Origin of the sequence: Faecalibacter macacae, assembly GCF_003687725.1 — a bacterium.
GTDB classification, from domain to species: domain Bacteria; phylum Bacteroidota; class Bacteroidia; order Flavobacteriales; family Weeksellaceae; genus Empedobacter; species Empedobacter macacae.
Genome location: NZ_RDOJ01000001.1, coordinates 195,582 through 220,738, shown reverse-complemented (window position 1 = coordinate 220,738; position 25,157 = coordinate 195,582). Strand labels below are relative to the sequence as shown.

Annotated in this window: 39 protein-coding genes and 1 other RNA gene; 4 read left to right on the top strand and 36 right to left on the bottom strand. The window is 34.0% G+C overall.

What is annotated here, in order from left to right:
- Positions 1-13: 13 nt before the first annotated feature.
- From rplQ to rpsL, 32 genes are all read right to left on the bottom strand, one after another.
- Positions 14-487 carry a 50S ribosomal protein L17 gene (rplQ, locus tag EAH69_RS01110; protein WP_121933359.1) on the bottom strand — a complete coding sequence of 158 codons (474 nt, stop codon included), beginning with the start codon at positions 485-487 and terminating at the stop codon, positions 14-16.
- 10 nt (positions 488-497) lie between these two features.
- A complete protein-coding gene (locus tag EAH69_RS01105; RefSeq protein ID WP_121933358.1) occupies positions 498-1,490 on the bottom strand; it encodes a DNA-directed RNA polymerase subunit alpha in 993 nt (330 codons plus the stop codon).
- Between the two features lie 22 nt (positions 1,491-1,512).
- Positions 1,513-2,115: a 30S ribosomal protein S4 gene (gene rpsD / locus EAH69_RS01100; protein WP_121933357.1), complete on the bottom strand. Its 603-nt coding sequence runs from the start codon at positions 2,113-2,115 to the stop codon at positions 1,513-1,515.
- Between the two features lie 46 nt (positions 2,116-2,161).
- Positions 2,162-2,551 carry a 30S ribosomal protein S11 gene (gene rpsK, locus EAH69_RS01095; RefSeq protein WP_121933356.1) on the bottom strand — a complete coding sequence of 130 codons (390 nt, stop codon included), beginning with the start codon at positions 2,549-2,551 and terminating at the stop codon, positions 2,162-2,164.
- Positions 2,552-2,561: 10 nt separating this feature from the next.
- Entirely contained in the window at positions 2,562-2,939 is a 378-nt protein-coding gene (gene rpsM, locus EAH69_RS01090; RefSeq protein ID WP_121933355.1) for a 30S ribosomal protein S13, read from the bottom strand.
- Positions 2,940-2,951: 12 nt separating this feature from the next.
- Positions 2,952-3,068 carry a type B 50S ribosomal protein L36 gene (ykgO, locus tag EAH69_RS01085; protein WP_013598490.1) on the bottom strand — a complete coding sequence of 39 codons (117 nt, stop codon included), beginning with the start codon at positions 3,066-3,068 and terminating at the stop codon, positions 2,952-2,954.
- Positions 3,069-3,152: 84 nt separating this feature from the next.
- Positions 3,153-3,368 (bottom strand): translation initiation factor IF-1, encoded by a 216-nt coding sequence (gene infA, locus EAH69_RS01080; protein WP_121933354.1) that lies wholly within the window; start codon positions 3,366-3,368, stop codon positions 3,153-3,155.
- Positions 3,369-3,380: 12 nt separating this feature from the next.
- Entirely contained in the window at positions 3,381-4,754 is a 1,374-nt protein-coding gene (gene secY / locus EAH69_RS01075) for a preprotein translocase subunit SecY (protein WP_121933353.1), read from the bottom strand.
- Positions 4,755-4,767: 13 nt separating this feature from the next.
- Entirely contained in the window at positions 4,768-5,226 is a 459-nt protein-coding gene (gene rplO, locus EAH69_RS01070) for a 50S ribosomal protein L15 (RefSeq protein WP_121933352.1), read from the bottom strand.
- A 29-nt stretch (positions 5,227-5,255) separates the two neighbouring features.
- Complete coding sequence (gene rpmD / locus EAH69_RS01065; protein WP_394338556.1) at positions 5,256-5,432, bottom strand: 50S ribosomal protein L30; 177 nt, start codon at positions 5,430-5,432, stop codon at positions 5,256-5,258.
- 8 nt (positions 5,433-5,440) lie between these two features.
- Positions 5,441-5,965, bottom strand: coding sequence for a 30S ribosomal protein S5 (gene rpsE, locus EAH69_RS01060; protein ID WP_394338555.1), 525 nt, complete (start codon positions 5,963-5,965; stop codon positions 5,441-5,443).
- Between the two features lie 16 nt (positions 5,966-5,981).
- Positions 5,982-6,329, bottom strand: a complete 348-nt coding sequence (rplR, locus tag EAH69_RS01055) for a 50S ribosomal protein L18 (RefSeq protein ID WP_121933349.1) — start codon at positions 6,327-6,329, stop codon at positions 5,982-5,984.
- 13 nt (positions 6,330-6,342) lie between these two features.
- Positions 6,343-6,888: a 50S ribosomal protein L6 gene (gene rplF / locus EAH69_RS01050; protein WP_121933348.1), complete on the bottom strand. Its 546-nt coding sequence runs from the start codon at positions 6,886-6,888 to the stop codon at positions 6,343-6,345.
- Between the two features lie 19 nt (positions 6,889-6,907).
- Positions 6,908-7,309, bottom strand: coding sequence for a 30S ribosomal protein S8 (gene rpsH, locus EAH69_RS01045; RefSeq protein WP_121933347.1), 402 nt, complete (start codon positions 7,307-7,309; stop codon positions 6,908-6,910).
- Between the two features lie 247 nt (positions 7,310-7,556).
- Positions 7,557-7,826 (bottom strand): 30S ribosomal protein S14, encoded by a 270-nt coding sequence (gene rpsN / locus EAH69_RS01040; protein WP_121933346.1) that lies wholly within the window; start codon positions 7,824-7,826, stop codon positions 7,557-7,559.
- A 3-nt stretch (positions 7,827-7,829) separates the two neighbouring features.
- Positions 7,830-8,393 (bottom strand): 50S ribosomal protein L5, encoded by a 564-nt coding sequence (gene rplE / locus EAH69_RS01035; protein ID WP_121933345.1) that lies wholly within the window; start codon positions 8,391-8,393, stop codon positions 7,830-7,832.
- Positions 8,394-8,395: 2 nt separating this feature from the next.
- Positions 8,396-8,710 (bottom strand): 50S ribosomal protein L24, encoded by a 315-nt coding sequence (rplX, locus tag EAH69_RS01030; RefSeq protein WP_121933344.1) that lies wholly within the window; start codon positions 8,708-8,710, stop codon positions 8,396-8,398.
- Between the two features lie 9 nt (positions 8,711-8,719).
- The gene (gene rplN / locus EAH69_RS01025) at positions 8,720-9,088 is read right to left on the bottom strand and encodes a 50S ribosomal protein L14 (RefSeq protein WP_092907634.1); all 369 of its coding nucleotides are present in this window, start codon (positions 9,086-9,088) and stop codon (positions 8,720-8,722) included.
- Positions 9,089-9,096: 8 nt separating this feature from the next.
- Positions 9,097-9,351 (bottom strand): 30S ribosomal protein S17, encoded by a 255-nt coding sequence (rpsQ, locus tag EAH69_RS01020; protein ID WP_121933343.1) that lies wholly within the window; start codon positions 9,349-9,351, stop codon positions 9,097-9,099.
- A 16-nt stretch (positions 9,352-9,367) separates the two neighbouring features.
- On the bottom strand, positions 9,368-9,556 hold the full coding sequence (rpmC, locus tag EAH69_RS01015) for a 50S ribosomal protein L29 (RefSeq protein ID WP_121933342.1): 189 nt from the start codon (positions 9,554-9,556) through the stop codon (positions 9,368-9,370).
- Positions 9,557-9,580: 24 nt separating this feature from the next.
- Complete coding sequence (gene rplP / locus EAH69_RS01010) at positions 9,581-10,000, bottom strand: 50S ribosomal protein L16 (RefSeq protein WP_121933341.1); 420 nt, start codon at positions 9,998-10,000, stop codon at positions 9,581-9,583.
- A 36-nt stretch (positions 10,001-10,036) separates the two neighbouring features.
- A complete protein-coding gene (rpsC, locus tag EAH69_RS01005) occupies positions 10,037-10,756 on the bottom strand; it encodes a 30S ribosomal protein S3 (protein WP_121933340.1) in 720 nt (239 codons plus the stop codon).
- Between the two features lie 4 nt (positions 10,757-10,760).
- Positions 10,761-11,177, bottom strand: coding sequence for a 50S ribosomal protein L22 (gene rplV / locus EAH69_RS01000; RefSeq protein WP_121933339.1), 417 nt, complete (start codon positions 11,175-11,177; stop codon positions 10,761-10,763).
- 9 nt (positions 11,178-11,186) lie between these two features.
- Complete coding sequence (gene rpsS / locus EAH69_RS00995; protein ID WP_121933338.1) at positions 11,187-11,465, bottom strand: 30S ribosomal protein S19; 279 nt, start codon at positions 11,463-11,465, stop codon at positions 11,187-11,189.
- Between the two features lie 3 nt (positions 11,466-11,468).
- Positions 11,469-12,293: a 50S ribosomal protein L2 gene (gene rplB, locus EAH69_RS00990; protein WP_121933337.1), complete on the bottom strand. Its 825-nt coding sequence runs from the start codon at positions 12,291-12,293 to the stop codon at positions 11,469-11,471.
- A 15-nt stretch (positions 12,294-12,308) separates the two neighbouring features.
- The gene (gene rplW, locus EAH69_RS00985; RefSeq protein WP_121933336.1) at positions 12,309-12,593 is read right to left on the bottom strand and encodes a 50S ribosomal protein L23; all 285 of its coding nucleotides are present in this window, start codon (positions 12,591-12,593) and stop codon (positions 12,309-12,311) included.
- A gap of 8 nt (positions 12,594-12,601) precedes the next feature.
- Entirely contained in the window at positions 12,602-13,231 is a 630-nt protein-coding gene (gene rplD, locus EAH69_RS00980; RefSeq protein WP_121933335.1) for a 50S ribosomal protein L4, read from the bottom strand.
- Positions 13,231-13,860, bottom strand: a complete 630-nt coding sequence (gene rplC, locus EAH69_RS00975) for a 50S ribosomal protein L3 (RefSeq protein WP_121933334.1) — start codon at positions 13,858-13,860, stop codon at positions 13,231-13,233. Before rplC ends, rplD begins: the two co-directional genes overlap by 1 nt.
- Positions 13,861-14,103: 243 nt before the next feature.
- Complete coding sequence (gene rpsJ, locus EAH69_RS00970) at positions 14,104-14,409, bottom strand: 30S ribosomal protein S10 (RefSeq protein ID WP_121933333.1); 306 nt, start codon at positions 14,407-14,409, stop codon at positions 14,104-14,106.
- 20 nt (positions 14,410-14,429) lie between these two features.
- Entirely contained in the window at positions 14,430-16,550 is a 2,121-nt protein-coding gene (gene fusA, locus EAH69_RS00965; RefSeq protein ID WP_121933332.1) for an elongation factor G, read from the bottom strand.
- Positions 16,551-16,556: 6 nt separating this feature from the next.
- Entirely contained in the window at positions 16,557-17,033 is a 477-nt protein-coding gene (gene rpsG, locus EAH69_RS00960) for a 30S ribosomal protein S7 (RefSeq protein WP_121933331.1), read from the bottom strand.
- An 8-nt stretch (positions 17,034-17,041) separates the two neighbouring features.
- The gene (gene rpsL, locus EAH69_RS00955) at positions 17,042-17,425 is read right to left on the bottom strand and encodes a 30S ribosomal protein S12 (protein ID WP_019974211.1); all 384 of its coding nucleotides are present in this window, start codon (positions 17,423-17,425) and stop codon (positions 17,042-17,044) included.
- A 331-nt stretch (positions 17,426-17,756) separates the two neighbouring features.
- Here rpsL and EAH69_RS00950 point away from each other — a divergent pair, with 331 nt between their 5' ends.
- The 3 genes from EAH69_RS00950 to EAH69_RS00940 all read left to right on the top strand — a co-directional run bounded on the left by EAH69_RS00950 (position 17,757) and on the right by EAH69_RS00940 (position 20,741).
- Entirely contained in the window at positions 17,757-18,401 is a 645-nt protein-coding gene (locus EAH69_RS00950; protein WP_121933330.1) for a DUF47 domain-containing protein, read from the top strand.
- Positions 18,402-18,427: 26 nt separating this feature from the next.
- Positions 18,428-19,540 carry an inorganic phosphate transporter gene (locus EAH69_RS00945; RefSeq protein WP_230466653.1) on the top strand — a complete coding sequence of 371 codons (1,113 nt, stop codon included), beginning with the start codon at positions 18,428-18,430 and terminating at the stop codon, positions 19,538-19,540.
- 103 nt (positions 19,541-19,643) lie between these two features.
- A complete protein-coding gene (locus EAH69_RS00940) occupies positions 19,644-20,741 on the top strand; it encodes an inorganic phosphate transporter (protein WP_121933329.1) in 1,098 nt (365 codons plus the stop codon).
- Between the two features lie 79 nt (positions 20,742-20,820).
- Here EAH69_RS00940 and EAH69_RS00935 read toward each other — a convergent pair whose 3' ends face one another.
- Genes EAH69_RS00935 through EAH69_RS00920 form a run of 4 tightly spaced genes read right to left on the bottom strand, consistent with a single transcriptional unit; the run spans position 20,821 to position 24,807 of the window.
- Positions 20,821-22,536, bottom strand: coding sequence for a phospho-sugar mutase (locus EAH69_RS00935; RefSeq protein WP_121933328.1), 1,716 nt, complete (start codon positions 22,534-22,536; stop codon positions 20,821-20,823).
- 8 nt (positions 22,537-22,544) lie between these two features.
- Positions 22,545-23,249, bottom strand: a complete 705-nt coding sequence (locus EAH69_RS00930; RefSeq protein WP_121933327.1) for a GIN domain-containing protein — start codon at positions 23,247-23,249, stop codon at positions 22,545-22,547.
- A gap of 24 nt (positions 23,250-23,273) precedes the next feature.
- Positions 23,274-24,236, bottom strand: a complete 963-nt coding sequence (locus EAH69_RS00925; RefSeq protein WP_121933326.1) for a glycosyltransferase family 2 protein — start codon at positions 24,234-24,236, stop codon at positions 23,274-23,276.
- A 4-nt stretch (positions 24,237-24,240) separates the two neighbouring features.
- On the bottom strand, positions 24,241-24,807 hold the full coding sequence (locus tag EAH69_RS00920) for a DUF4199 domain-containing protein (protein WP_121933325.1): 567 nt from the start codon (positions 24,805-24,807) through the stop codon (positions 24,241-24,243).
- A 248-nt stretch (positions 24,808-25,055) separates the two neighbouring features.
- Between EAH69_RS00920 and ffs the strand changes: the two genes are divergently transcribed.
- An RNA gene (gene ffs, locus EAH69_RS00915) (signal recognition particle sRNA small type) lies at positions 25,056-25,154 on the top strand.
- Positions 25,155-25,157: the final 3 nt, after the last annotated feature.

Genomic DNA, 25,157 nt, shown 5'->3' with positions numbered 1-25,157 from the left:
AATCTTATTAAGATTAAGCTTCTTCGTTTGCTTCTGTAGCTGGAGTTTCCTCAACAGCAGTTTCAGTTGCTTTTTTACGTCCACGACGTGTAGTTGCTTTTTTCTCAACTTTTGCGTTAGTGTAGATATCATTGAAATCTACTAACTCAATCATTGCCATATCAGCACTATCTCCTAAACGGAAACCAGTTTTGATGATACGAGTGTATCCACCTGGACGGTCAGCAATTTTTGGAGCTACTGTTCTGAATAATTCAGTAACAGCTTCCTTGTTTTGTAAGTATGAGAAAACAACACGACGGTTGTTTGTATCGTCTGTTTTAGACTTTGTTAATAAAGGCTCAACATACTTTTGTAATGCTTTAGCCTTTGCTACTGTTGTGTTGATACGTTTGTGTGTAATCAACGATATAGCTAAGTTAGATAATAACGCTCTTCTGTGAGAAGCAGTTCTACCTAAGTGATTAAATTTTTTTCCGTGTCTCATTGTAATAAAATTATTCTACGTCTAACTTATATTTTGCGATGTCCATACCAAAGTTTAAACCTTTGCTGTCCACCAATTCTTCTAACTCAGTAAGAGATTTCTTACCAAAGTTTCTGAATTTCATTAAGTCAGATTTTGCGAAAGAAACTAATTCGCCTAATGTTTCAACTTCAGCTGCTTTTAAACAATTTAATGCTCTTACTGATAAGTCCATATCTACCAATTTAGTTTTTAATAATTGGCGCATATGTAATGCTTCTTCATCGTAAGTCTCGCCAGATGCTACTTCTTCTGCTTCAAGAGTGATTCTTTCATCAGAGAATAACATAAAGTGGTGAATTAAGATTTTAGCTGTTTCAGTTAAAGCATCTTGTGGAGTTATAGAACCATCTGTAGTGATTTCTAAAACTAATTTTTCATAATCAGTTTTTTGTTCAACACGATAGTTTTCAATTGAATATTTTACATTCTTAATAGGAGTGTAAATTGAATCAATTGCTACAGTACCAATTGGCGCAGAAGCCTTTTTATTCTCTTCAGCTGGTACGTATCCTCTACCTTTCTCAATTGTGAAAGTGATAGTCAAGTTCACTTTTGAATCTAAGTTAGCGATTACTAATTCAGGGTTTAATACTTGGAATCCCGAGATAAACTTACCTAAATCACCTGCTGTTAATTGATCTTGCCCTGAGATAGTAGCAGTTACAGTTTCAGCATCTGATTCATCAATTTGTTTCTTAAAACGAACCTTTTTCAGATTTAAAATGATCTCTGTAACATCTTCCACTACTCCTGGAATTGTTGAAAATTCGTGCTCTACTCCTTCAATTTTAATTGAAGTAATTGCGAAACCTTCTAATGAAGAAAGTAATACTCTACGAAGAGCATTTCCAACAGTAATCCCGTATCCTGGCTCTAACGGACGGAATTCGAACTGTCCAAAGTTAGAATCAGATTCTACTAAGATTACCTTGTCAGGTTTGATGAAATTTAAAATAGTCATTTTATTAGTCTGATTTTAAGGTTTATTTAGAATATAACTCGACGATTAATTGCTCTTTAATATCTTCTGGGATTTGAACTCTTTCTGGAGCTTTTGTGAAAGTTCCTGATAATTGCTCATCATTCCAAATTAACCAATCATACTCTTTACGTGCGTGTAATGAGTTAGTGATAGGAGCTAAAGATTTTGATTTCTCTCTAACTGCGATAACATCACCAGCTTTTAATTGGTAAGAAGGGATATTTACAACTTCACCGTTAACAGTAACGTGTTTGTGAGATACTAATTGACGAGCGAAAGCACGAGAATTAGCGATACCTAAACGGTAAACTACGTTGTCTAAACGAGACTCACATAATTGTAATAAAACATCACCAGTAATACCTTTAGATGCGTTTGCTTTCTTGTATAAGTTAGCAAATTGACGCTCTAAGATACCGTAAGTATATTTAGCTTTTTGTTTTTCAGTTAACTGAATAGCGTACTCAGATTTTTTAGCTCTTCTTTTGTTTGGCCCGTGTTGCCCTGGAGCGTATTTCTTTTTCTCAAAAGATTTATCATCTCCGAAAATTGGTTGTCCAAATTTTCTTGCAATTTTAGTTTTTGGTCCTGTATATCTTGCCATGATTTTTTACTATTAAAATTAAATGTTTAATTAAAGAAAAATAAAATTATACTCTTCTCTTTTTAGGAGGACGACATCCATTGTGTGGTAATGGAGTTACATCAACGATTTCAGAAACTTCAATCCCTCCGTTGTGAATAGTTCTAATAGCAGACTCACGACCTTGACCTGGTCCTTTAACAAATACTTTAACTCTTCTTAAACCTGCTTCGTATGCTACAGTTGCAGCATCTTGAGCAGCTACTTGAGCAGCGTATGGAGTGTTCTTTTTAGAACCACGGAATCCCATTTTACCTGCAGAAGACCAAGAGATTACTTCACCGTTTTTGTTAGTTAATGTAATGATAACATTATTAAACGATGCTTGAATATGAGCTTGTCCAGTAGCTTCAACAACTACTTTTCTTTTCTTAACTACTTTTTGATTTTTTGCCATGATCTACTTATTATTTAGTGGCTTTTTTCTTGTTAGCAACTGTTTTCTTTTTACCTTTTCTTGTACGTGAGTTGTTTTTAGTTCTTTGACCACGTAAAGGTAAACCTAATCTGTGACGAATACCTCTCTGACATCCGATATCCATTAAACGTTTGATGTTTAATTGGATTTCTGAACGTAATTCACCTTCAACTTTAACGTTGTCGTTGATTGACGCACGGATACCGTTGATTTCCTCATCAGTCCATTCGCTAACTTTTGTATCTTCTGAGATGTTGTTCTCAGCTAAAATTTTAGAAGCTGTACTTCTACCAATACCGTAAATGTATGTAAGTCCGATTACCCCTCTTTTGTTCTTAGGTAAATCTACACCTGAAATTCTTGCCATAATTCTAAATAATTAACCTTGTCTTTGTTTAAACTTAGGATTCTTTTTGTTGATCACATACAAACGTCCTTTACGACGCACAATTTTACAGTCAGCGCTTCTCTTTTTAATGGATGCTCTAATTTTCATCTTTATAAAATTTATCTATAATCCGATAGAGCTAATATCGCCTATTAACTCTATCTCCAGTCATTATTAATATCTTTAATTTACTTAGTAACGATATGAAATACGTCCTTTACTTAAATCATACGGAGACATTTCAATTTTTACTCTATCCCCTGGTAATAATTTAATGTAGTGCATACGCATCTTACCAGAAATATTACATGTCACGACATGCCCATTTTCTAATTCAACACGGAACATTGCATTTGACAATGACTCTGTAATTGTTCCGTCTTGTTCTATATGTTTTGTTTTAGCCATTTTTAATTTAAATTAAGCCATATCACTTGACGTTCTACCTGATGACATTAATCCATCGTAGCGACGATTTAATAAATATGTATTGATCTGTTGTACAGTATCAAGAATTACACCAACCATAATTAACATTGATGTACCTCCAAAAAACATTGCCAAATTTTGATCAACACCTAATAATTTAACAATCGCTGGTAAAACAGCAAGCAAAGTTAATAAAATTGCTCCAGGTAACGTAATTTTTGATAAAATTTCATCTAAAAAATCTGCAGTTTCTTTACCAGGGCGGATTCCTGGAATGATTCCTCCGTTACGTTTTAGATCTTCAGCCATTTGGTTTACAGGAATTGTAATTGCTGTATAGAAATATGTGAAGATAATAATTAAGAATCCGAAGATTAAATTATACTCTAAAGTAAATGGATCAGCCATTTTTGTAAAGAATTGTTTTATTGGACTGTCGTCTTCTAAAACATAACTTGCTAGCGTACCAGGTAAAAACATAATTGCTTGTGCAAAGATAATAGGCATTACACCAGCAGCATTCACTTTCAAAGGAATGTATGAACGTACTGAATCTGTAACAGATCTCATGTACGAACTACTTGATGTTTGAGCTCTTCTTACGTATTGTACAGGTACTTTACGTACTGCTGCTACAATCATAATACATAATGCAATAACAACGATTAAACCTAACATCTCTAACAAGAAAAAGATTCCACCACTTGCATCAGTTTCAAATGCATTTAAAATAGCACGAGGTAAATCTGCTAAGATACCAACCATAATTAAGATTGAAATACCATTACCAATTCCCTTGTCTGTAATTTTTTCTCCCATCCACATCGAAAAGACTGTCCCTGTAATTAATATGATTACAGAAGGAAACCAGAACCAAAAGTTCGATGGTGGAACTAAATAAAATGCATAAGGTGATGCTGGGTCATAAGGTAAAATTTGTGACGTCACTAATGTTAGATAAGCTGGTGCCTGTACTAAACAGATACCGATTGTTAACCAACGAGTAATTTGATTTACTTTGTTTCGACCGCTTTCTCCCTCTTTTTGTAGTTTTTGAATATAAGGTACTGCTAATCCCATTAATTGCACAACGATTGATGCAGAGATGTATGGCATTATACCTAATGCTAAAACGGAAGCTCTACTAAAAGAACCTCCGGTAAAAGAGTTTAATAATCCTAAAATCCCAGAACTTGCACTTGCTTGGTCTGCAACATAACGATTTACTTCGTTAATATCGACACCTGGAAGCGGAATATAAGAACCAAATCTATAAACCAGAATTAAAAGAAAAGTTAAAATTAACTTTTCCTTTAATTCTTTTATGCTCCAGATATTTTTTATGGTCTGAATAAACCCTTTCATCTATAAAAAAATATTACTTAGCGTTAATTAATTCAACTTTACCACCAACTTTCTCAATAGCTTCTTGAGCTGATTGAGTAAATTTGTCAGCAATAATAGTAACAGCTGCAGTTAACTCACCACGACCTAAGATTTTCACTACGTCGTTTTTGTGAGCTAATCCTAACTCTACTAAAGTTTCTTTGTTTAATGTATCCGTAATTTTGTTGTTGTCAACTAAAGTTTGGATAGTATCTAAATTGATTCCTTTGTACTCAACACGGTTGATGTTTTTGAAACCAAATTTTGGTAAACGTCTTTGTAAAGGCATTTGTCCACCCTCGAAACCGATTTTTCTTGAATAACCAGAACGAGATTTAGCACCTTTGTGTCCACGACCTGCAGTCAAACCGTTTCCACTACCTTCACCTCTACCTTTACGGAATTTATTTTTTACTGAACCAGCTGCTGGTTTTAAATTACTTAAATTCATTTTTGATAATCTTTTAAAGGTTAAAGCGATTAAGCTCTTTCTACAACTACTAAGTGTTGAATTTTACGGATCATACCTTCAATTTGAGGTGTAGATTCGTGCTCAACTACTTGATTCAACTTTTTTAATCCTAAAGCTACTAAAGTTGCTTTTTGTGACTTATCACGGTTGATAGCACTACGTGTTTGTTTTACTCTTACTTTCATGATAATAATTATTGACCGTTGAACACTTTACTTACAGAAATACCTCTTTGACGAGCGATAGTTTCAGCTGAACGTAAGCTTAATAAAGTACGCATAGACGCTTTAACAGCATTGTGTGGGTTAGAAGAACCTTTAGATTTAGATAATACATCTTTTACACCTACTGACTCTAATACTGCACGTACAGTACCACCTGCAATTACCCCAGTACCTTTAGCTGCTGGACGGATGTATACTTGCGCACCACCGAAACGAGCTTCTTGTTCGTGAGGGATTGTGTTTCCAGCTAATGGGATACGAACTAAGTTTTTCTTAGCATCTTCGATTGCTTTAGCGATTGCTGAAGCAACATCTTTAGATTTCCCTAAACCGTATCCTACTACTCCATTACCATCTCCTACAACTACGATAGCAGAGAAACCAAATGCTCTACCTCCTTTTGTTACTTTAGTAACACGTTGAACTCCAACTAAACGATCTTTTAAATCTAAACCTGTTGGTTTTACTCTTTCTACGTTTTTAAATCCTAACATAATTTCTTTTCTTTTTTTAGAATTTTAAACCACCTTCTCTAGCACCTTCAGCTAAAGCTTTGATTCTACCATGATATACGAAACCGTTACGATCAAAAACAACAGTTTCAATTCCTTTAGCGATTGCTTTTGCAGCTAAAGCTTTACCAACAGTTGTTGATTGTTCAGTTTTTGCTCCTTCAACACCTGCTTCACGAGATGAAGCTGAAGCTAAAGTTACTCCTGAGTTATCGTCGATGATTTGAGCGTAAATTTCTTTATTTGAACGGTAAACTGATAAACGAGGTTTTGCAGCTGTACCAAAAATATTACGACGAACGCGTCTTTTTATTTTTTGTCTTTTTTCTGTCTTAGATAATGCCATTTTTCAATGATTTTTATGCAGATTTACCTGCTTTTCTTCTAATAATTTCTCCTACGAACTTAATACCTTTTCCTTTGTATGGTTCTGGTTTACGGTATCCTCTGATTTTTGCAACGATCATACCTAATAATTGGTTATCGTGAGAAGATAAAGTAATGATTGGATTTTTACCTTTTTCAGTTAAAGTTTCAACTTTAACTTCTGGTGCAATATCAATTAAAATATTGTGAGAGAAACCTAAAGATAAATCTAATTTTTGACCTTGATTTGATGCTCTATAACCAACACCAACTAATTCTAATTGTTTTTTGAATCCTTCAGTTACACCAACAATCATATTATTGATTAATGCGCGGTATAAACCGTGTAAAGATCTATCTTCTTTAGAATCAGATGGACGTACAACTGTTAAAACACCTTCTTCGATATTAATTTCGAATCCTTCTTTTAACGTTTGAGTCATTTCAACATTGTTTCCTTTTACAGTTACAACATTGTTAGTAAATTCTACTGTAGCAGCAGCTGGGATATTAATCGATGCTTTTCCTATTCTTGACATAATTACTTGCTTTTAAATATTAGTAAACAAAACATAATACCTCACCACCAATATTCTCTTGACGAGCTTGTTTGTCAGTCATTACTCCTCTAGAAGTAGAAACGATAGCAATACCTAAACCGTTTAATACACGAGGTAATTCTTTAGCTCCTGCGTACTGACGTAAACCTGGAGTCGAAGCTCTTTTGATTTTACGGATAGCTGGCTCTTTAGATACTTTATCGTATTTTAAAGCGATTTTGATTGTTCCTTGAGGTTGATCTTGTCCTTCAAACTTGTAGTTTAAGATGTAACCTTGTTCAAATAAGATCTTTGTGATCTCTTTTTTAATTTTTGATGCTGGGATTTCAACAACTTTGTGCCCTGCCATCATTGCATTTCTAACACGAGTTAGAAAATCTGAAATTGGATCTGTATACATAAAATAATTCTATAGTATAGAGCTTAACGCCCTACTTTTAAAATTAAACTTTGACCAAAATGCACTATGCATTTGGGTTGCAAATATATATCTTTTTTTTAAATAAAACCATATCAAGCAATAAAATAATTTATTTGCATCAAAATAACCTTGTAAAAGCCAGATATTTACATTTACAACATTGTTTAAATTAAAAAATCCTTACTCTGTACGAGTAAGGATTTATATTTAATAACTTATTGGTAGATTACCAAGAAGCTTTTTTAACACCTGGGATTAACCCTTCGTTAGCCATCTCACGGAAAGTTACACGAGAGATTCCGAAAGTTCTCATGTATCCTCTTGGACGTCCAGTTAATTTACAACGGTTGTGTAAACGTACTGGAGAAGCGTTTTTAGGTAATTTTTGTAAAGCATCGTAGTCACCAGCTTCTAATAAAGCTTGACGTTTAGCAGCATATTTAGCTACCAATGCTTCTCTTTTGCGCTCACGCGCTTTCATTGATTCTTTAGCCATAGCTTAATTTTCTTTAGTAAATGGTAAACCGAACTTTGTTAATAAAGATTTTGCTTCCTTATCTGTTGGAGCAGATGTTACGAAAGTAATATCTAAACCTTGAATTTTCTTGATTTTATCAATATTAATCTCAGGGAAGATGATTTGTTCTTTGATACCTAAGTTATAGTTACCTCTACCATCAAAACCTGTAGCTGAAATACCGCTAAAGTCACGTACACGAGGTAAAGATGCAGATACTAAACGCTCTAAGAATTCGTACATTTTCTCACCACGTAAAGTTACTTTTGCCCCAATTGGCATTCCTTTACGTAATTTGAAAGCTGCCTCATCTTTCTTAGAGATAGTTCCTACTGCTTTTTGACCTGTGATTAACTCTAACTCTTCGATAGCGTAATCAACGATTTTTTTATCAGCTGTAGCAGCACCTAAACCTTGAGATAAAACAATTTTCTCTAATTTAGGAACTTGCATAATAGATTTGTATCCAAACTCTTCCATTAAAGCAGATACAATCTCTTCTTTATATTTAACCTGCGGACGAGGTGTGTATTTAGTTGTACTCATGATTAGATAGCTTTACCTGATTTTTTAGCAATTCTTACTTTTTTATCACCTTCAACTTTGATAGCAACTTTCGTAGCTTTTCCAGTTTCTGGATCAACTAAAGCCAATTTACATAAATAGATTTGAGCTTCCTTCTCAACAACTCCACCTTGTGGATTTTGTGCGCTTGGCTTTACACGTTTTTTTGCGATATTAACCCCTTCAACGATAGCTTTAGCTTTGTCAGGGAATACGCGTAATACTGTACCAGTTTGTCCTTTTGACGAACCTGATAAAACGACTACTTTGTCTCCTTTTTTAATTTTTAACTTTGCCATGTTGTTATATTATAATACCTCTGGGGCTAATGATACAATCTTCATATATTCTTTATCACGTAATTCACGAGCTACTGGACCGAATACACGAGTACCACGCATCTCACCTTGAGTATTTAATAATACACAAGCATTATCGTCGAAACGGATATATGAACCGTCTTTTCTACGAACTTCTTTTTTAGTTCTAACTACAACAGCTTTAGATACAGCACCCTTCTTAACGTTTCCGTTTGGAGTTGCATCTTTAATAGCAACTACGATTTTGTCACCAACTGATGCGTATCTTCTTTTAGTACCACCTAAAACGCGGATTACTAATGCTTCACGAGCTCCTGTGTTATCTGCAACTTTTAATCTAGATTCTTGTTGTAACATAACTTATATTATTTAGCTCTTTCAATAATTTCTACTAATCTCCATCTTTTGTTTTTAGACAAAGGACGAGTTTCCATGATACGCACAGTGTCACCTTCGTTACACTCGTTAGATTCGTCGTGCGCTGTATATTTCTTCGTTTTTACAACGAATTTCCCATAAAATGGGTGCTTTTGCTTTTTAGTCTCAGCAACAACAATGGTTTTATCCATTTTGTTTGAAGTAACTAAACCTATTCTTTCTTTTCTTAAATTTCTTTCCATCAGTTACAGATTACTGTTATGATTGTTTTTCGTTTAATACAGTATTAAGACGTGCAATTGTTCTGCGTAAGTCTCTAATACCGATTGGATTTCCTACAGGAGAAACTGCATTCGTTAATTTTAACGAATCATAGTTTGCTTGTTCTTCAGCTAATTTAGCTTTAATCTCCTCTACGCTTAGATTTCTAATATCTGCTGCTTTCATTTTTTCTTAATTTTTTGTAATTAATTAATTTTGGAAATCACGTGCAACGATAAACCTAGTCTTAACAGGTAATTTCTGAGCTGCTAAACGCAAAGCTTCAGTTGCAACCTCTAATGGCACACCTCCTACTTCGAAAATAATACGACCTGGTTGTACTGGAGCTACCCAATATTCTGGAGCACCTTTACCTTTACCCATACGTACCTCTGCTGGTTTCTTAGTAATTGGTTTATCTGGAAATATTTTAATCCATAATTGACCTTCTCTCTTCATGAAACGAGTTGCTGCAATACGAGCTGCCTCGATTTGACGAGCTGTAATAAACGCTTCGTCTAAAGATTTGATCCCGAAAGTCCCGTAAGCTAATTCAGTTCCTCTGTGAGAAACTCCTTTCATCTTACCTTTTTGGGTTTTTCTAAATTTTACTCTTCTCGGTGATAACATATCTACTTAATTTCTTTATGTTAGTTTAAAACTAAATTATCGCTTTCTATTATTAGATCTTTCACCTCCTTTTCTATTGTCAGATTTCTTTTGTTTCTTTTGTAATCCAACTAATGGAGATAATTCTCTCTTACCATATACCTCTCCTTTCATAACCCAAACTTTGATACCTAAACGACCGTAAGTTGTGTGAGCTTCTGAAATGTGGTAGTCAATATCTGCACGGAATGTAGATAAAGGAATACGTCCATCTTTGTAAGTTTCAGAACGTGCCATTTCAGCTCCGTTTAAACGTCCAGAGATTTGAACTTTGATTCCTTCTGCGTTCATTCTCATAGCAGAAGTGATTGCCATTTTAATAGCACGACGGTAAGAAATACGATTCTCAATTTGACGAGCGATACTATCACCTACTAAGATTGCATCTAATTCTGGTCTCTTAATTTCAAAAATGTTAATTTGAACCTCTTTTCCAGTGATTTTCTTTAACTCTTCTTTTAATTTATCAACCTCTTGTCCACCTTTACCAATAATGATACCTGGACGAGCAGTAGTTACAGTTACAGTAACTAATTTTAAAGTACGATCAATGTAAATACGAGAAACTCCGGCTTTAGATAAACGAGCTCTTAAGTAAGTACGAATTTTCGCATCTTCAGCAATTTTATCACCATAGTCATTACCACCGTACCAGTTAGAATCCCATCCTCTGATGATTCCTAAACGATTTCCGATTGGATTAGTCTTTTGTCCCATATTATTAATCTTGTACTTTTTGTTTATCTTCTTTAGTTCCTAAAACTAAAGTTACGTGGTTTGAACGTTTTCTGATTCTGTGTGCTCTACCTTGAGGTGCAGTACGAATTCTTTTTAATTGACGCGCACTATCAACAGAGATAGTCTTAACAAATAAACCAGCTTCTTCAATATCAGCTCCTTCGTTTTTAACTTGCCAGTTAGCGATAGCGCTTAATAACAATTTCTCTAAACGGATAGATGCGTGATTTTTAGTATATTTTAAAATACCTAAAGCTTTTTGAATTTCAACACCACGAATGATATCAGTTACTAATCTCATCTTACGAGGAGAAGTAGGAACATTATTTAATTTCGCAGAAGCTACCTGCTTGTTAGCTTCTTTGATTTTTTCGTTACTTAATCTTTTTCTAGATCCCATGGCCTTTTACTATTTTTTTCCTTTGTTTTTAGCTCCGGCATGACCTCTAAAAGTACGTGTTGGAGCGAACTCACCTAATTTATGACCTACCATATTCTCAGTAACAAAAACTGGGATAAATTGTTTCCCGTTATGAACTGCGATCGTTTGACCTACGAAATCTGGAGAAATCATTGATGCTCTCGACCAAGTTTTAATTACGTTTTTGCTTCCTGATTCAACATTAGCAAGAACTTTCTTTTCTAATTTATAGTGGATGAATGGTCCTTTTTTTAATGAACGTGCCATAAATTATTTTTTTCTTCTTTCAACAATATATTTGTTAGACGCTTTTTTCTTGTCGCGAGTTTTGTAACCTTTCGCTGGAATACCGTTACGAGAACGAGGAATACCTCCTGTCGCACGACCTTCACCACCACCCATTGGGTGATCTACAGGGTTCATAACCATTGGACGAGTTCTTGGACGACGACCTTGCCATCTAGAACGTCCTGCTTTACCAGAAACTTCTAACTGATGATCAGTGTTAGAAACAACACCTACTGTTGCTTTACACTCCACTAAAATCATTCTCACCTCACCACTTGGTAACTTAACGATAGCGTATTTACCATCACGTGCAACTAATTGCGCATAAGTACCAGCACTACGTGCCATAACAGCTCCTTGACCTGGACGTAACTCAATACAAGAGATTACTGTACCTAAAGGAATGTTTTTTAATTTCATTGCGTTACCTACCTCTGGCTCTGTAGCATCAGCTGAAACAACTACTTGTCCTGCTTTTAACCCATTTTGAGCGATAATGTAACGTTTTTCACCATCTTCGTAAGATAATAAAGCGATAAATGCAGTTCTGTTTGGATCGTATTGTACAGATTCAACAGTTGCAGCACCTTCTTTATCACGTTTGAAGTCGATGATACGGTATTTTTGTTTGTGTCCACCACCGATATAACGCATTGTCATTTTACCAGTGTTGTTACGTCCACCCGATTTAGATTTTCCTTCTAATAATGTTTTCTCAGGCTTAGCGTTTTTATCAACAGCTGCGAAATCATTAACGACTCTAAAACGTTGTCCTGGGGTGATAGGTTTTAATTTTCTTACTGACATTTTTTAATTCTTAAATTATCCGAACAACTCAATTTCTTGACCTTCAGCTAAGCTAACGATCGCTTTTTTCATTTTATTAGTTTTTCCAGTTTGAAAACCTGTTTTTGTGTAACGAGTTTTCACTTTTGGAGCAGAAACTAAAGTACTAACAGATACTACATTCACACCGTAAGTTGCTTCAATAGCTTTTTTAATTTCAATCTTGTTAGCTTTTGTATCTACATAAAACGAATATTGCCCTAATACTTCACTGTTACTAGTAGCTTTTTCTGAAATAACTGGTTTAATTAATATTCCCATTTCTCGTTTTATTTACTTAAATTTTCTTGAACAGACGCTAAAGAACCTTCTAAGAAAACAATTTCTGAAGCATTGATTAAATCGAAAACATTTAATTCAGAAGTAGTTACAACTTTAGTTCTTTGTAAATTGCGCGAAGACAAATATACGTTATTATTTGACTCACCCATAATGAATAAAGACTTTTTGTTCTCTAAACCTAAGTTAGATAAAACAGCTTTAAATTCTTTAGTCTTAGGAGTTTCGAATGTAAAGTTTTCAACAACTTTAATTTCGTTATCAGCTAATTTCTGAGATAAAACAGATTTTTTAGCTAATCTCTTTTGAGCTTTGTTTAATTTAAAAGAGTAGTTTCTTGGACGTGGTCCGAAAACTCTACCTCCTCCACGGAAAACCGGAGATTTGATAGATCCCGCACGTGCAGTACCTGTACCTTTTTGTTTTTTGATTTTACGAGTAGATCCCGCAATTTCAGCTCTTTCTTTTGATTTGTGAGTTCCTTGACGTTGAGCAGCTAAGTATTGCTTAACTTCTAAATACACAGTATGTGCAGATGGCTCAATTCCAAAAACTGTCTCGTCTAAAGAAACTGTTCTTCCAGTCTCTTGACCGTTTATGTTTAATACTACTACTTCCATTACTTGAATCTTCTAACGATTACGTATGAACTTTTTGGACCTGGGATAGCACCTTTAACAACTAAAAGGTTTTGTTCCGTATCCACTTTTAAAACTTGTAAGTTCTGAACAGTAACTTGTTTACCACCCATTCTTCCAGCCATACGCATTCCTTTGAATACACGAGAAGGATCAGAACCAGCACCGATAGAACCTGGTGCTCTTAAACGGTTATGTTGACCGTGTGTAGCTTGACCTACTCCACCGAAACCATGACGTTTAACAACACCTTGGAAACCTTTTCCTTTAGAAGTACCTGTAACACTTACAAATTCTCCTTCGTTGATTAAATCAACACCTACTACATCTCCTAAGTTTAAAGACTCAACCCAATCGTTACCGTAAAACTCAACTAACTTACGTTTTGGAGTTGTTCCAGCTTTTTTGAAGTGACCTTTTAAAGCATTCGGAGTGTTTTTTTCTTTTGCGTCATCGAAACCAAGTTGAGCAGAAACATACCCATCTTTCTCTAAGGTTCTGACTTGAGTAACCACACATGGCCCTGCTTGAATGATAGTAACTGGAATGTTTTTCCCGTTCTCATCAAATAAGCTAGTCATCGCGATTTTTTTACCAATGATACCTGACATTTGATTAATTTATGTTATTATTTTAAATAAAATTTCAGAGAATGTAGAACTTAATCTACTAGAGAGCTTCCCTAAAATCAGTTTGCAAATGTATGAATTATTTCACAAATCACAAATATTTTGCTAATTATTTTTAAATCAATGTTTTTGAGTAATATAAAACATGACTTTGAAATAAATAAAAACCCTGAGATGTGCACTTCTCAGGGTTTTTTTAATATATTTTAATTAATGTGCGTATAACTACACTTTAATTTCAACTTCTACACCACTAGGTAATTCTAACTTCATTAATGCATCAACAGTTTTTGCAGATGAAGAATAGATATCTAATAATCTTTTGTGAGCTGATAATTGAAATTGCTCACGAGATTTTTTGTTTACGTGTGGAGATCTTAAAACTGTAAAGATTCTTTTGTGAGTTGGTAATGGAATAGGACCATTAACAACAGCTCCTGTAGCTTTTACAGTTTTTACGATTTTCTCAGCTGACTTATCAACTAAAGAGTAATCGTAAGATTTTAATTTGATTCTAATTTTTTGACTCATTTCTTAATTTAATTAAGCGATTAGTTTCCTTTTGCTTTAGCGATTACAGCTTCAGACACACTTGTTGGTGCTGGAGCGTAGTGATCGAATTCCATAGTCGATGTAGCACGACCAGAAGATAATGTACGTAACGCAGTTACATAACCGAACATTTCTGATAATGGAACCATAGCTTTAATAACTTTAGCGTTATTTCTGTCATCCATACCTGAAACTTGTCCACGTCTTCTGTTTAAATCACCTACAACGTCTCCCATGTTTTCCTCTGGAGTTAAAACCTCTAACTTCATGATAGGCTCTAAAATTTGAGCACCAGCAGCTTTAGCAGCAGCTTTATAACCCATTTGAGCAGCTAACTCGAAAGATAATTGGTCAGAATCCACAGGGTGGAAAGATCCATCTTTTAAAGTAATCTTTAATGAATCCATTTCGAAACCTGCTAAAGGTCCGTTTTTCATCGCAGCTTTAAATCCTTTCTCAATTGAAGGGATAAATTCTTTTGGAACGTTACCACCTTTAATTTCTGAAATGAATTCTAATCCAGTTTTACCTTCATCTGCTGGTCCCATTTCGAAAACGATATCAGCAAATTTACCACGTCCACCAGATTGTTTTTTGTAAACCTCACGGTGGTTCGCTTGTCTTGAGAATGACTCTTTGTATTCTACTTGAGGCTCACCTTGATTAACTTCAACTTTGAATTCACGTCTTAAACGGTCAACGATGATATCTAAGTGTAACTCACCCATACCAGAAATAACTGTTTGACCTGAAGCCTCATCAGTTTTTACTTGGAATGTTGGATCTTCTTCAGCTAATTTAGCTAAAGCCATACCTAATTTATCAACGTCAGCTTTTGTTTTAGGCTCAACTGCGATACCAATAACTGGATCAGGGAAGTCCATAGACTCTAATACGATAGGTGCTTTTTCATCACATAAAGTATCTCCTGTTTTAATATCTTTGAAACCTACTGCAGCTCCAATATCACCAGCTTCGATACGCTCGATTGGCTCTTGTTTGTTAGCGTGCATTTGGAAAATACGAGAAATACGTTCTTTGTTACCAGAACGAGTATTTAACACGTAAGAACCAGCGTCTAATCCTCCTGAGTAAGCACGGAAGAATGCTAAACGACCTACGAATGGGTCAGTAGCAATTTTGAATGCTAATGCTGCGAATGGCTCATCAACTGAAGGCTTTCTTGAGATAGGCTCGTCAGTTTTTGGGTCAGTTCCTGGAATCGCTTCTTTATCCATTGGAGATGGTAAGTAACGACATACAGCATCTAACATGAATTGTACACCTTTGTTTTTGAACGAAGATCCACAAGTCATTGGGATGATAGACATATCTAAAGTAGCAGCACGTAAAGCAGCGTGAATTTCTTCTTCAGTAATAGAGTTTTCATCCTCCATATACTTCTCTAATAAATTCTCGTCATATGCAGCAACTTCTTCGATTAATTGACCACGGAATTGCTTCACGTCATCAATCATATCAGCTGGAATTTCTACGATATCGAAAGTAGATCCGTAATTATCATCATGCCATACAATAGCACGGTTTTTAATTAAATCTACAACACCTTTAAAGTCTGCTTCATCACCGATTGGTAAAACGATAGGAACAGCGTTTGACCCTAACATTTCACGTACTTGACGACAAACATTTAAGAAGTCAGATCCTTGACGGTCCATTTTGTTTACGAATCCTAAACGAGGAACTTTATAGTTATCAGCTAAACGCCAGTTTGTTTCAGACTGAGGTTCAACTCCATCTACTGCTGAAAATAAGAAAACTAAACCATCTAAAACACGTAAAGAACGGTTTACCTCTACTGTAAAGTCAACGTGACCAGGAGTGTCGATAATATTAAAGTGGTACCCTTTAGCGTCTGGTAATGGTTTACCTTGTTCTGTTGGGAATGTCCAAGCTACAGTTACAGCTGCAGAAGTAATTGTGATACCTCTTTCTGCTTCTTGCTCCATCCAGTCAGTTGTAGAACCTCCTTCGTGAGTTTCACCAATTTTGTGGTTCTTACCTGAATAGAATAAGATACGTTCTGTAGTTGTAGTTTTTCCTGCATCAATGTGAGCAGCAATACCAATGTTTCTAGTGTATAATAAGTCTCTTGCCATCGTTTACTAGAATCTAAAGTGTGAGAACGCTTTATTAGCTTCTGCCATTTTGTGAGTATCCTGACGTTTTTTAACAGCAGAACCTTCTTCTTTAGCAGCAGCGATGATTTCACCTGCTAATTTTTGTGCCATAGATTTCTCATTACGCTTACGTGAATAAGAAATTAACCACTTCATTGCAGTAGAGATCTTACGATCTGGGCGAATTTCCATTGGAATTTGGAATGTAGCTCCACCAACACGGCGAGAACGTACTTCTACGTGAGGCATTACATTTGATAATGCTTCTTTCCAAATATCTAACGAAGTTTTCTCAGCATCTTCTTTACGAGAATCTACGATTTCTAATGCATCATAAAAAATTTTGAATGCAACAGATTTCTTACCATCGTACATTAAGTTGTTTACGAAACGTGTAACTAACTGATCGTTAAATTTAGGATCTGGAAGTAAAGGTCTTTTTTTAGCTCTTGTCTTTCTCATTTCTTAAATTATTTTTTAGCGTCTTTAGGACGTTTCGCTCCATACTTACTTCTACGCTGAGTACGTCCGTTTACTCCTGCTGTGTCTAATGCTCCACGTACAATGTGGTAACGAACACCTGGTAAGTCTTTAACTCTTCCTCCTCTAACCAATACTATCGAGTGCTCTTGTAAGTTGTGACCCTCACCACCGATGTACGCATTTACTTCTTTTCCGTTTGTTAATCTAACACGAGCAACTTTACGCATTGCTGAGTTAGGTTTCTTTGGAGTAGTTGTGTAAACACGTGTACAAACACCGCGGCGTTGTGGACATGACTCTAAAGCAGCCGATTTACTCTTCTTAGTTAGTTTTTTTCTACCTTTTCGAACTAATTGTTGAATTGTTGGCATACTAATTTACCTTTTTAAAAATTAATTTAAACCCATTTTGGGGTCTGCAAAACTACAAAAAATATTAAACCCGCAAACTATAAATGAATTATTTTTTTGATTTTCTTGCAATTAAGGAAATTTTCAAATCTAATTACTAACTAATATACAGCCTTATAATTCTTCATTAATAATAACAAAAACACCTTCTATTAAAGCGTAATGATAAATAATGAATCATAGTCTATTATATTTTTTTGATTGTAAATTATTCTTCACAAATCATTTCTATAAAACTTTACATTAAGTTTACATTAGATGATTTACTTTTGCATCACAAAAACATTTTTAGATGTCAGTAAATTCATTTTTTAAATTATTTACACCAAGGGATAAAACTTTCTTCCCTTTGTTTGAAGAATCTTCTAAATCATTAGTAGAATTAGCAGAATTATTACACGAATGTGTTAACGCTCCTTTAGAGGAACGTGAAGATTATTTTACTAAAATTGCAAATTTAGAAAGCAAAATTGAGTTTTTAACTCAAAAGACAAACTTAGAGTTAGGACGTAACTTCATTACTCCTTTTGATAGAGAAGATATTTATTCTTTAATTAAATCTATTGATTATGTTGCTGATAACTTAAATGGTGCAGCTAACCGTATCAAAATTTACCAAGTAGAAAAAATTACAAAATCTATCCGTAAGATTACTGCTGTAAATTTAGAAGCTTGTCAATTAATCGTTGAGGGTATTGATAATATTAAAGACTTTAAAGACTTAAACAGAGTTTTTGAAATTTGCGAGCGTATCAATAAATTAGAAAACAAATCTGATCGTATTTTTGATAAAGCGGTTCAAGAAATTTTCGAAAACGAAACTGATGCTAAAAACATCATTAAATACAAAGAAGTTCTATCTTCATTAGAGTCTGCAACTGACAAATGTAAAAGTGTTGCAAACGTTTTAGAAGCAGTCGCTGTTAAACATTCTTAATCTTTTAAATTTATTTCAAAATGGAAATGATTAATGATGTTATAGAAATCATTAGTGGCATGATGAGTTCTAAAGCTGGGATATTCTTACTAGTGATTATCTTTTTAGCTTTCGTATTCGATTACATTAATGGATTTCATGATGCTGCTAACTCAATTGCAACAATTGTTGCAACAAAAGTTTTAACTCCTTTCCAAGCTGTATTATGGGCTGCTGCATTTAATTTTGCCGCTTACTTTATTTCAGTTTATTGGATTGGTGAATTCAAGATTGGTAACACCATTGCAAAATCCGTTAACGAAAACTTCATTACACTTGAAGTTATTTTAGCTGGTATTATTGCTGCAATTACGTGGAACTTGATTACTTGGAAATTTGGGATTCCATCATCTTCATCACATACATTAATTGGTGGTTTCATTGGAGCTGCATTAACACACTCTTTTATGAATCCTGATTTAGGTTCAATAATGGATGTTGTTGTTTACAATAAAGTATTACCAATTTTTGCATTTATCTTTTTAGCACCATTTATTGGAATGGTATTATCGAGTATATTAACCATTATTATTCTACATATTTGTAAGAACGCCAAACCTGCTGTTGCAGAATGGTGGTTTAAGAAATTACAATTAGTTTCTTCTGCTTTATTCTCTTTAGGACATGGTATGAATGATGCACAAAAGGTAATGGGTATCATTGGAGCTGCTGTTATTTTCTACCACTTAAATGTAGATTTTGACCAAGCATATGTAGATGCAGAAGATAAATTTGGATACTTCGTTGACCACTGGGGATGGGTTCCAATCACATCTTTCATCATTATTGGAGCCGGAACTATGGCTGGTGGATGGAAAATCATCAAGACAATGGGATCTAAGATTACAAAAGTAACTCCACTAGAGGGTGTAGCTTCTGAAACAGCCGGAGCAATGACATTATACATCTCTGAGCACTTTGGTATTCCTGTTTCTACAACTCACACAATTACTGGTTCTATTATCGGTGTTGGAATGACGAAACGTGTTTCTGCTGTTCGTTGGGGAGTTACAATTAGTTTATTATGGGCTTGGATTTTAACTATCCCAATCTCTGCTGTAATTGCTGGATTATGTTATTTTGTTATTGGACTGTTCTAATAATATAAATTTAAAATATTTAAAAAAAGAGGCTTATTTCTACAAGACCTCTTTTTTTATTTTTAAATTTGCCGAAAATTTGTAATTAACAATCCATCAATTAATGGGCTTAACAATCTTATTCATTGTAATTGCACTTGCAATTATATTTGACTTCATAAACGGCTTTCACGATGCCGCCAATTCAATCGCCACAGTAGTTGCAACGAAAGTTTTAACTCCAGTTCAAGCTATCATCTGGGCAGCTTTTTTTAATTTCGTTGCTTTTTTTATTGCTAAATATATTATTGGCGAATTTGGGGTTGCTGATACAATTTCAAAAATAATTAAAGAAGATATAGTAACTTCTTTCGGAGCAAATCCTTCTATTGTTATCATGGCTGCATTATTAGCGGCAATTACATGGAATATCTTAACATGGAAATTAGGTATACCTTCTTCCTCTTCGCATACATTAATTGGAGGATTAGCAGGTGGTGCTTTAGCTGCAACAAATTTTAATATATCTGCAATCAATATTGAAATCATTTTAACAATCGTAGCATTTATTTTCGTAGCCCCTTTAATTGGTTTGCTTGCTGGAAATATAATCAGTATTATTACTTTAAACATTTGTAGAAATGCTAAACCTCACAAAGCTGACACTTGGTTTAAAAGATTACAATTAGTCTCTTCTGCTTTATTAAGTATAGGACACGGATTAAATGATTCACAAAAGGTAATGGGTGTAATCACTTTTGCGTTATTAGCTAATCAAGCTCAAATTATAGATTCAGATATGAGTAATTGGATTATGAATGATACTTTCCATTGGAAAGATTGGTTCATTACTACAGACAGTAAAGACATTCATGATTGGGTACCTATCGTATGTTTTTCTGCTATTGCAATTGGAACATTAGGCGGAGGAATGAAAATTTTAAAAACAATGGGAAATAAAATTACCAAGATTACTCCCATCGAAGGTTTTACAGCTCAGACAGCATCTGCCGTAACATTATTCTTTACAGAACATATTAAAATGCCTGTATCAACAACACACGTAATCACCGGTTCAATTATTGGAGTTGGAATGGTGAAAAGAGTTTCTGCTGTTCGTTGGGGTGTAACATTCAGTTTACTTTGGGCTTGGATATTAACAATCCCAGTTTCTGCCTTAATTGCTACTGCATTTTATTACTTTTTGTCATTATTATTTTAGTCAATAACTATTTAATATAATTCATAAAAAAGGTCGGAAATTTAATATTTCCGACCTTTTCGTTTTATATAATTTGCAATTATTTACTAAAATCAACTTTTAATTGATCAATTTTAGCTAATAATATATCTTGAACAGATTTGTATTCTTCTTTTGATGCTAAAGGTCCATTTACAGAAAAGTAATATTTAATCTTAGGTTCAGTTCCAGAAGGACGACAAGCTACTTTACTCCCATCTTCAGTATAGAAAATTAATACATTAGATTTAGGAATATCAATTGACTTTTCTTCACCTGAAACTAAATCTTTTTCAATCGAAGATTGGAAATCTTTCACACGTACAACTGGTGATCCAGCTAATTCTTTAGGAGGATTAGCACGGAAATCAACCATCATGTTTGCGATTAACTCGGCTCCTTCTTTACCTGGCTTAACAATAGAAATTAAATCTTCTTGATACGCTTTTCCTAATGCAATATAAATATCAACTAATTTATTGTATAAAGTACTTCCTTTCGCTTTTTCAACAGCAGCAATTTCAGAAACTAATAAAGCTGTTGTTACAGAATCTTTATCACGAATAAAATCACCAACCATAAAACCGAATGACTCTTCACCTCCACCGATAAATTTTTCTTGACCTCCGAAAGTACGGATCATATCAGCAATCCATTTGAATCCTGTTAATCCAACTTTACAATCAACTCCAAATTTAGAAGCGATATCATAGAAAATATCTGAAGTTACAATTGTTGAACCGATAAACTCTTTACCTGTTAATTTACCTGCTTCTTGCCATTTTTCTAATAAATAGTAAGATAAAACAGTATTCATTTGGTTTCCGTTTAATAAAACCATGTTCCCTTCGTTATTACGAGCAGCAACACCAACACGATCAGCATCAGGGTCAGTACCAATAACAATATCAGCATCAATTTCGTTTGCTAAAGCAACTGCCATTGTTAATGCTTCTGGCTCCTCTGGATTTGGTGATTTTACTGTTGGAAAATCTCCACTTGGAATCGCTTGTTCAGCAACTTGATGAACTTGAGTAAAGCCAGCTTGCTCGAAAGCTTTTGGAGTTATAGCAACTGCAGTTCCGTGGATAGAAGTAAATACAACTTTTACATCTTCTTTACCTTCTTTTGTAAAACTTCCGTTTTCAACAGCAGCATTAATAAAAGCTTCATCAATTTCTTTTCCGATAATTGTGATTAACTCATCATTACCTTCAAAATTAATTTCATCAACTTTTACACTTTCTACTTCTGTAATAATTGCTTTATCATGTGGTGGTACAATTTGCGCACCATCATTCCAATATACTTTATATCCGTTATAAACCGGAGGATTGTGCGAAGCTGTTAATACAATTCCTGCATCACATCCTAAATGACGAACAGTGAAAGATAATTCTGGCGTTGGGCGGAAAGATTCGAATAAATAAACTTTAATTCCGTTTGCTGTTAAAACATCAGCAACCATTTTAGCAAAAGTATCCGAATTATGACGTACATCGAATGCAATTGCAACCGATTTTTCTTTATTTGGAAATTGTTCGTTTAAATAATTTGATAATCCTTGCGTAGCCGCACCTAATGTATATTTGTTTAAACGATTTGTACCAACACCCATAATTCCACGCATACCTCCAGTTCCAAACTCAAGGTCGCGGTAAAAAGAATCATCTAATTCTGTTGGATTATTATCAATTAAACCTTGTACAGCATTTCTTGTTTCTGCATCATATGAATCAGAAAGCCATAACTGAGCTCTTTCTAAACTTGTACTCATTAATGAATTTATTTTTTTACTACCTGCGCGTTGTCAGCAATTTTTGTATCTTTTGAAGGCTCCCCTACATAAGTGATAACTGAATTACCTTTTGCTGATCCGGCAATAGATTTTCTTGAATTAATATTTAAGATAGCATTATCAGAAGTGTATGCTTGAGCGTCATTAGTTTCAAAATCGAATAACTCTCCTTTCGACTGACTTTTACCATTATAAATTAATGATATTGAAGTTCCTTTTAATCTAACTGCCGCTTGATCGTAAACAGAAAGTTTAAAATTATTCGTAATTAAATACGCATCTTCCACTTTTACTTGATCATTCACATCCATTTCTAAATCATCAACATTTAAAGTTCCTGCGAATTTAACTGTAGCTTGTTTAGAAAAATCTACTTCTTTTAAATCTCTTGTTACATATACGAAAACATCATAAGCACTGTATTGATCTACTTGTGAAGCTTCAGAAATAGAAACAGATCCATTTTTTGCTTCAACCAATAAATTATCAACAATATTTTGATGACTTTCTACTTTTACACCAACTTCATTTCCTGGTATAAGTGTCACATTACAATTACATGATAAATCTAAACTTGTGATATGATCTACTGTAAAATTTTTCTGTGCTGTAGCTACTCCTTCTCCATCCACAGATGAAGAACAACTAGCTAGCGCTAATCCCGCAAGCGAAAGTGTTAGTAATTTTTTCATATAGTTTGGTTGTTATATTTTAGACTAATTCAAATTCAATTCCTTTTGAATACTATAAATCTTACGATCTCTACTATTTCTTACAATTAATTCTCCTAAGAAACCTGCTAAAAACAATTGTGTTCCTAAAACCATTGATGTAAGAGATATATAAAAATAAGGATTATCTGTAATTAAACGTGCTGGTTTATCTAAAATAAATACTTTAAATAATTTATCTATACCTAAATAGAAAGTAGCTAAAAAGCCTAAAGCAAACATAATCGTTCCGATCAAACCAAAGATATGCATTGGTCTATTTCCAAATTTTGCTGTAAAATAAAGCGTAATTAAGTCTAAGAATCCATTAATAAAACGGCTTGGTCCAAATTTAGACACTCCATATTTACGTGCTTGGTGACGAACTTGCTTCTCTAATATTTTATGATAACCTGCATTTTTAGCTAATACTGGAATGTAACGGTGCATATCGCCATATAACTCGATGTTCTGCGTCACCTCCCAACGGTACGCTTTTAAACCACAGTTAAAATCGTGTAATTCAACTCCAGAAGTTTTACGAGCTACTGCATTAAATAATTTAGAAGGTAAGTTTTTTGTTAACTTGTTATCTTGACGATTTTGTTTCCATCCAGAAACAATATCAGCCTTCTTATTAATTAATGTATTATATAATGCCGGAATTTCCTCTGGAAAATCTTGCAAATCCGCATCCATCGTAATCACAACATTACCTTTTACTTCTTTAAAAGCAGCGCTTAAAGCTGGTGATTTACCATAATTTTTACGGAATTTAATTCCTTTTACTTCTTGATGAAACTTAGATAAATACTCTATAATCTCCCATGAATCATCTGTACTACCATCGTCAATAAATAAAACTTCAAAAGAATATCCATTTTCGTGACAGACAGTTTTTATACGTGTAAATAATTCTTCTAAAGAATCTTGTTCGTTTAGTAAAGGAACAACTATTGATAAATCCATTGTGTTAATAAGTACGTTTTTTTAAGAACTGAGCAAAAATAGCGGAAACCCCCATGTAAAAAGATAAAAACATAGATAATAAACCAAAGTAATGCTTAAAAGAGAATAAATTAATATTCATAATCTCTGGTTGTTTTCTTGATTTTTCAATTTCAGCAGCCATTTCAGGATCCATATTACCCATAAAAGTTTCTAAAATTCCATTTTTAAGAGCCTCCTGTGCCCACTCTCCACTTGTATTGAAGAAAATAAATATTACTGCTAAACTAATTATACCAGCAATGAACATTGTATAAAATCCTATTTTGAATCCTTCTTTAAATGTCATTAACTCTTCGTATGTAGTCGCATTTTTCGCTTTTGCTTTAGAAACATTCAACATCGTGAAGAATGAAAAAGTAGCAAATAAAGGCACTAAAATAAAGCAACAAATAAGCATTGTGTATTTATAATAGTCTTTGGCATCGATAGTTCCATTTGTAGAATATGCAATGTATAACCCAAAAAACAATATTAACACGATAGCTGTTAATATAAATGCGCTTCTTAAAACCTTATTAAGTGTATCCATGCCGCAAAGATAATATATCAAAGTGTTTTTACTATGAAATAATTAATGTTTATACGTTAATTTCATACTAAAATTCAAGAATAATTCTGTATCAGAGATACTAAATCTGACTAAAAATAAAATATTTTTAAAAAAAATCAATAATTATTTATTTCATTATCAATTGATTTAACCCTTAAACAAATATTTACACTTTATTTTTTTCATAAATTACTTTGTTTTTTTAAAAGTATTCTTACATTTGCATCAGGCAAGTCCTACACAACCAGCTCCTGTAGAATCCTCCAGGACGGGAACGTAGCAAAGGTATACGGTCGTAGCGGTGTGATGTAGGTCGCTTGCCTTTTTTT

What these genes read in the sequence shown, in the direction of transcription:
- EAH69_RS00920 (WP_121933325.1), bottom strand. Translation starts at nt 24,807, where the DNA reads ATGGATACACTTAATAAGGTTTTAAGAAGCGCATTTATATTAACAGCT.
- EAH69_RS00925 (WP_121933326.1), bottom strand. Translation starts at nt 24,236, where the DNA reads ATGGATTTATCAATAGTTGTTCCTTTACTAAACGAACAAGATTCTTTA.
- rpsS (WP_121933338.1), bottom strand. Translation starts at nt 11,465, where the DNA reads ATGGCACGTTCATTAAAAAAAGGACCATTCATCCACTATAAATTAGAA.
- fusA (WP_121933332.1), bottom strand. Translation starts at nt 16,550, where the DNA reads ATGGCAAGAGACTTATTATACACTAGAAACATTGGTATTGCTGCTCAC.
- rplP (WP_121933341.1), bottom strand. Translation starts at nt 10,000, where the DNA reads ATGTTATCACCGAGAAGAGTAAAATTTAGAAAAACCCAAAAAGGTAAG.
- rpsH (WP_121933347.1), bottom strand. Translation starts at nt 7,309, where the DNA reads ATGTATACAGATCCAATTTCAGATTTTCTAACTCGTGTTAGAAATGCA.
- rplO (WP_121933352.1), bottom strand. Translation starts at nt 5,226, where the DNA reads ATGAATTTAAGTAATTTAAAACCAGCAGCTGGTTCAGTAAAAAATAAA.
- rplX (WP_121933344.1), bottom strand. Translation starts at nt 8,710, where the DNA reads ATGGCAAAGTTAAAAATTAAAAAAGGAGACAAAGTAGTCGTTTTATCA.
- EAH69_RS00930 (WP_121933327.1), bottom strand. Translation starts at nt 23,249, where the DNA reads ATGAAAAAATTACTAACACTTTCGCTTGCGGGATTAGCGCTAGCTAGT.
- rplN (WP_092907634.1), bottom strand. Translation starts at nt 9,088, where the DNA reads ATGTTACAACAAGAATCTAGATTAAAAGTTGCAGATAACACAGGAGCT.
- rplE (WP_121933345.1), bottom strand. Translation starts at nt 8,393, where the DNA reads ATGAGTACAACTAAATACACACCTCGTCCGCAGGTTAAATATAAAGAA.
- rplV (WP_121933339.1), bottom strand. Translation starts at nt 11,177, where the DNA reads ATGGGATCTAGAAAAAGATTAAGTAACGAAAAAATCAAAGAAGCTAAC.
- rpsK (WP_121933356.1), bottom strand. Translation starts at nt 2,551, where the DNA reads ATGGCAAAAAATCAAAAAGTAGTTAAGAAAAGAAAAGTAGTTGTTGAA.
- rplC (WP_121933334.1), bottom strand. Translation starts at nt 13,860, where the DNA reads ATGTCAGGTATCATTGGTAAAAAAATCGCGATGACTAGCTTATTTGAT.
- rplD (WP_121933335.1), bottom strand. Translation starts at nt 13,231, where the DNA reads ATGGAAGTAGTAGTATTAAACATAAACGGTCAAGAGACTGGAAGAACA.
- rpsG (WP_121933331.1), bottom strand. Translation starts at nt 17,033, where the DNA reads ATGAGAAAGACAAGAGCTAAAAAAAGACCTTTACTTCCAGATCCTAAA.
- EAH69_RS00945 (WP_230466653.1), top strand. Translation starts at nt 18,428, where the DNA reads ATGATTAATGATGTTATAGAAATCATTAGTGGCATGATGAGTTCTAAA.
- rpsL (WP_019974211.1), bottom strand. Translation starts at nt 17,425, where the DNA reads ATGCCAACAATTCAACAATTAGTTCGAAAAGGTAGAAAAAAACTAACT.
- secY (WP_121933353.1), bottom strand. Translation starts at nt 4,754, where the DNA reads ATGAAAGGGTTTATTCAGACCATAAAAAATATCTGGAGCATAAAAGAA.
- infA (WP_121933354.1), bottom strand. Translation starts at nt 3,368, where the DNA reads ATGGCTAAAACAAAACATATAGAACAAGACGGAACAATTACAGAGTCA.
- rpsE (WP_394338555.1), bottom strand. Translation starts at nt 5,965, where the DNA reads ATGTTAGGATTTAAAAACGTAGAAAGAGTAAAACCAACAGGTTTAGAT.
- rpsM (WP_121933355.1), bottom strand. Translation starts at nt 2,939, where the DNA reads ATGGCAAGAATTTCAGGTGTAGATTTACCTAAGAACAAAAGAGGGGTA.
- rplF (WP_121933348.1), bottom strand. Translation starts at nt 6,888, where the DNA reads ATGTCAAGAATAGGAAAAGCATCGATTAATATCCCAGCTGCTGCTACA.
- rplR (WP_121933349.1), bottom strand. Translation starts at nt 6,329, where the DNA reads ATGGCATTATCTAAGACAGAAAAAAGACAAAAAATAAAAAGACGCGTT.
- rplB (WP_121933337.1), bottom strand. Translation starts at nt 12,293, where the DNA reads ATGTCAGTAAGAAAATTAAAACCTATCACCCCAGGACAACGTTTTAGA.
- EAH69_RS01105 (WP_121933358.1), bottom strand. Translation starts at nt 1,490, where the DNA reads ATGACTATTTTAAATTTCATCAAACCTGACAAGGTAATCTTAGTAGAA.
- rplQ (WP_121933359.1), bottom strand. Translation starts at nt 487, where the DNA reads ATGAGACACGGAAAAAAATTTAATCACTTAGGTAGAACTGCTTCTCAC.
- rpsJ (WP_121933333.1), bottom strand. Translation starts at nt 14,409, where the DNA reads ATGAGTCAAAAAATTAGAATCAAATTAAAATCTTACGATTACTCTTTA.
- rpmC (WP_121933342.1), bottom strand. Translation starts at nt 9,556, where the DNA reads ATGAAAGCAGCAGATATTAGAAATCTAAGCGTAGAGGAGATTAAAGCT.
- rpmD (WP_394338556.1), bottom strand. Translation starts at nt 5,432, where the DNA reads ATGAAAGTAAGAGTAAAACAAACACGTAGTGCTATCAACCGTGATAAG.
- ykgO (WP_013598490.1), bottom strand. Translation starts at nt 3,068, where the DNA reads ATGAAAATTAGAGCATCCATTAAAAAGAGAAGCGCTGACTGTAAAATT.
- rplW (WP_121933336.1), bottom strand. Translation starts at nt 12,593, where the DNA reads ATGGGAATATTAATTAAACCAGTTATTTCAGAAAAAGCTACTAGTAAC.
- rpsN (WP_121933346.1), bottom strand. Translation starts at nt 7,826, where the DNA reads ATGGCTAAAGAATCAATGAAAGCGCGTGAGCGCAAAAGAGAAGCATTG.
- EAH69_RS00940 (WP_121933329.1), top strand. Translation starts at nt 19,644, where the DNA reads ATGGGCTTAACAATCTTATTCATTGTAATTGCACTTGCAATTATATTT.
- rpsC (WP_121933340.1), bottom strand. Translation starts at nt 10,756, where the DNA reads ATGGGACAAAAGACTAATCCAATCGGAAATCGTTTAGGAATCATCAGA.
- rpsD (WP_121933357.1), bottom strand. Translation starts at nt 2,115, where the DNA reads ATGGCAAGATATACAGGACCAAAAACTAAAATTGCAAGAAAATTTGGA.
- rpsQ (WP_121933343.1), bottom strand. Translation starts at nt 9,351, where the DNA reads ATGGAAAGAAATTTAAGAAAAGAAAGAATAGGTTTAGTTACTTCAAAC.
- EAH69_RS00950 (WP_121933330.1), top strand. Translation starts at nt 17,757, where the DNA reads ATGTCAGTAAATTCATTTTTTAAATTATTTACACCAAGGGATAAAACT.
- EAH69_RS00935 (WP_121933328.1), bottom strand. Translation starts at nt 22,536, where the DNA reads ATGAGTACAAGTTTAGAAAGAGCTCAGTTATGGCTTTCTGATTCATAT.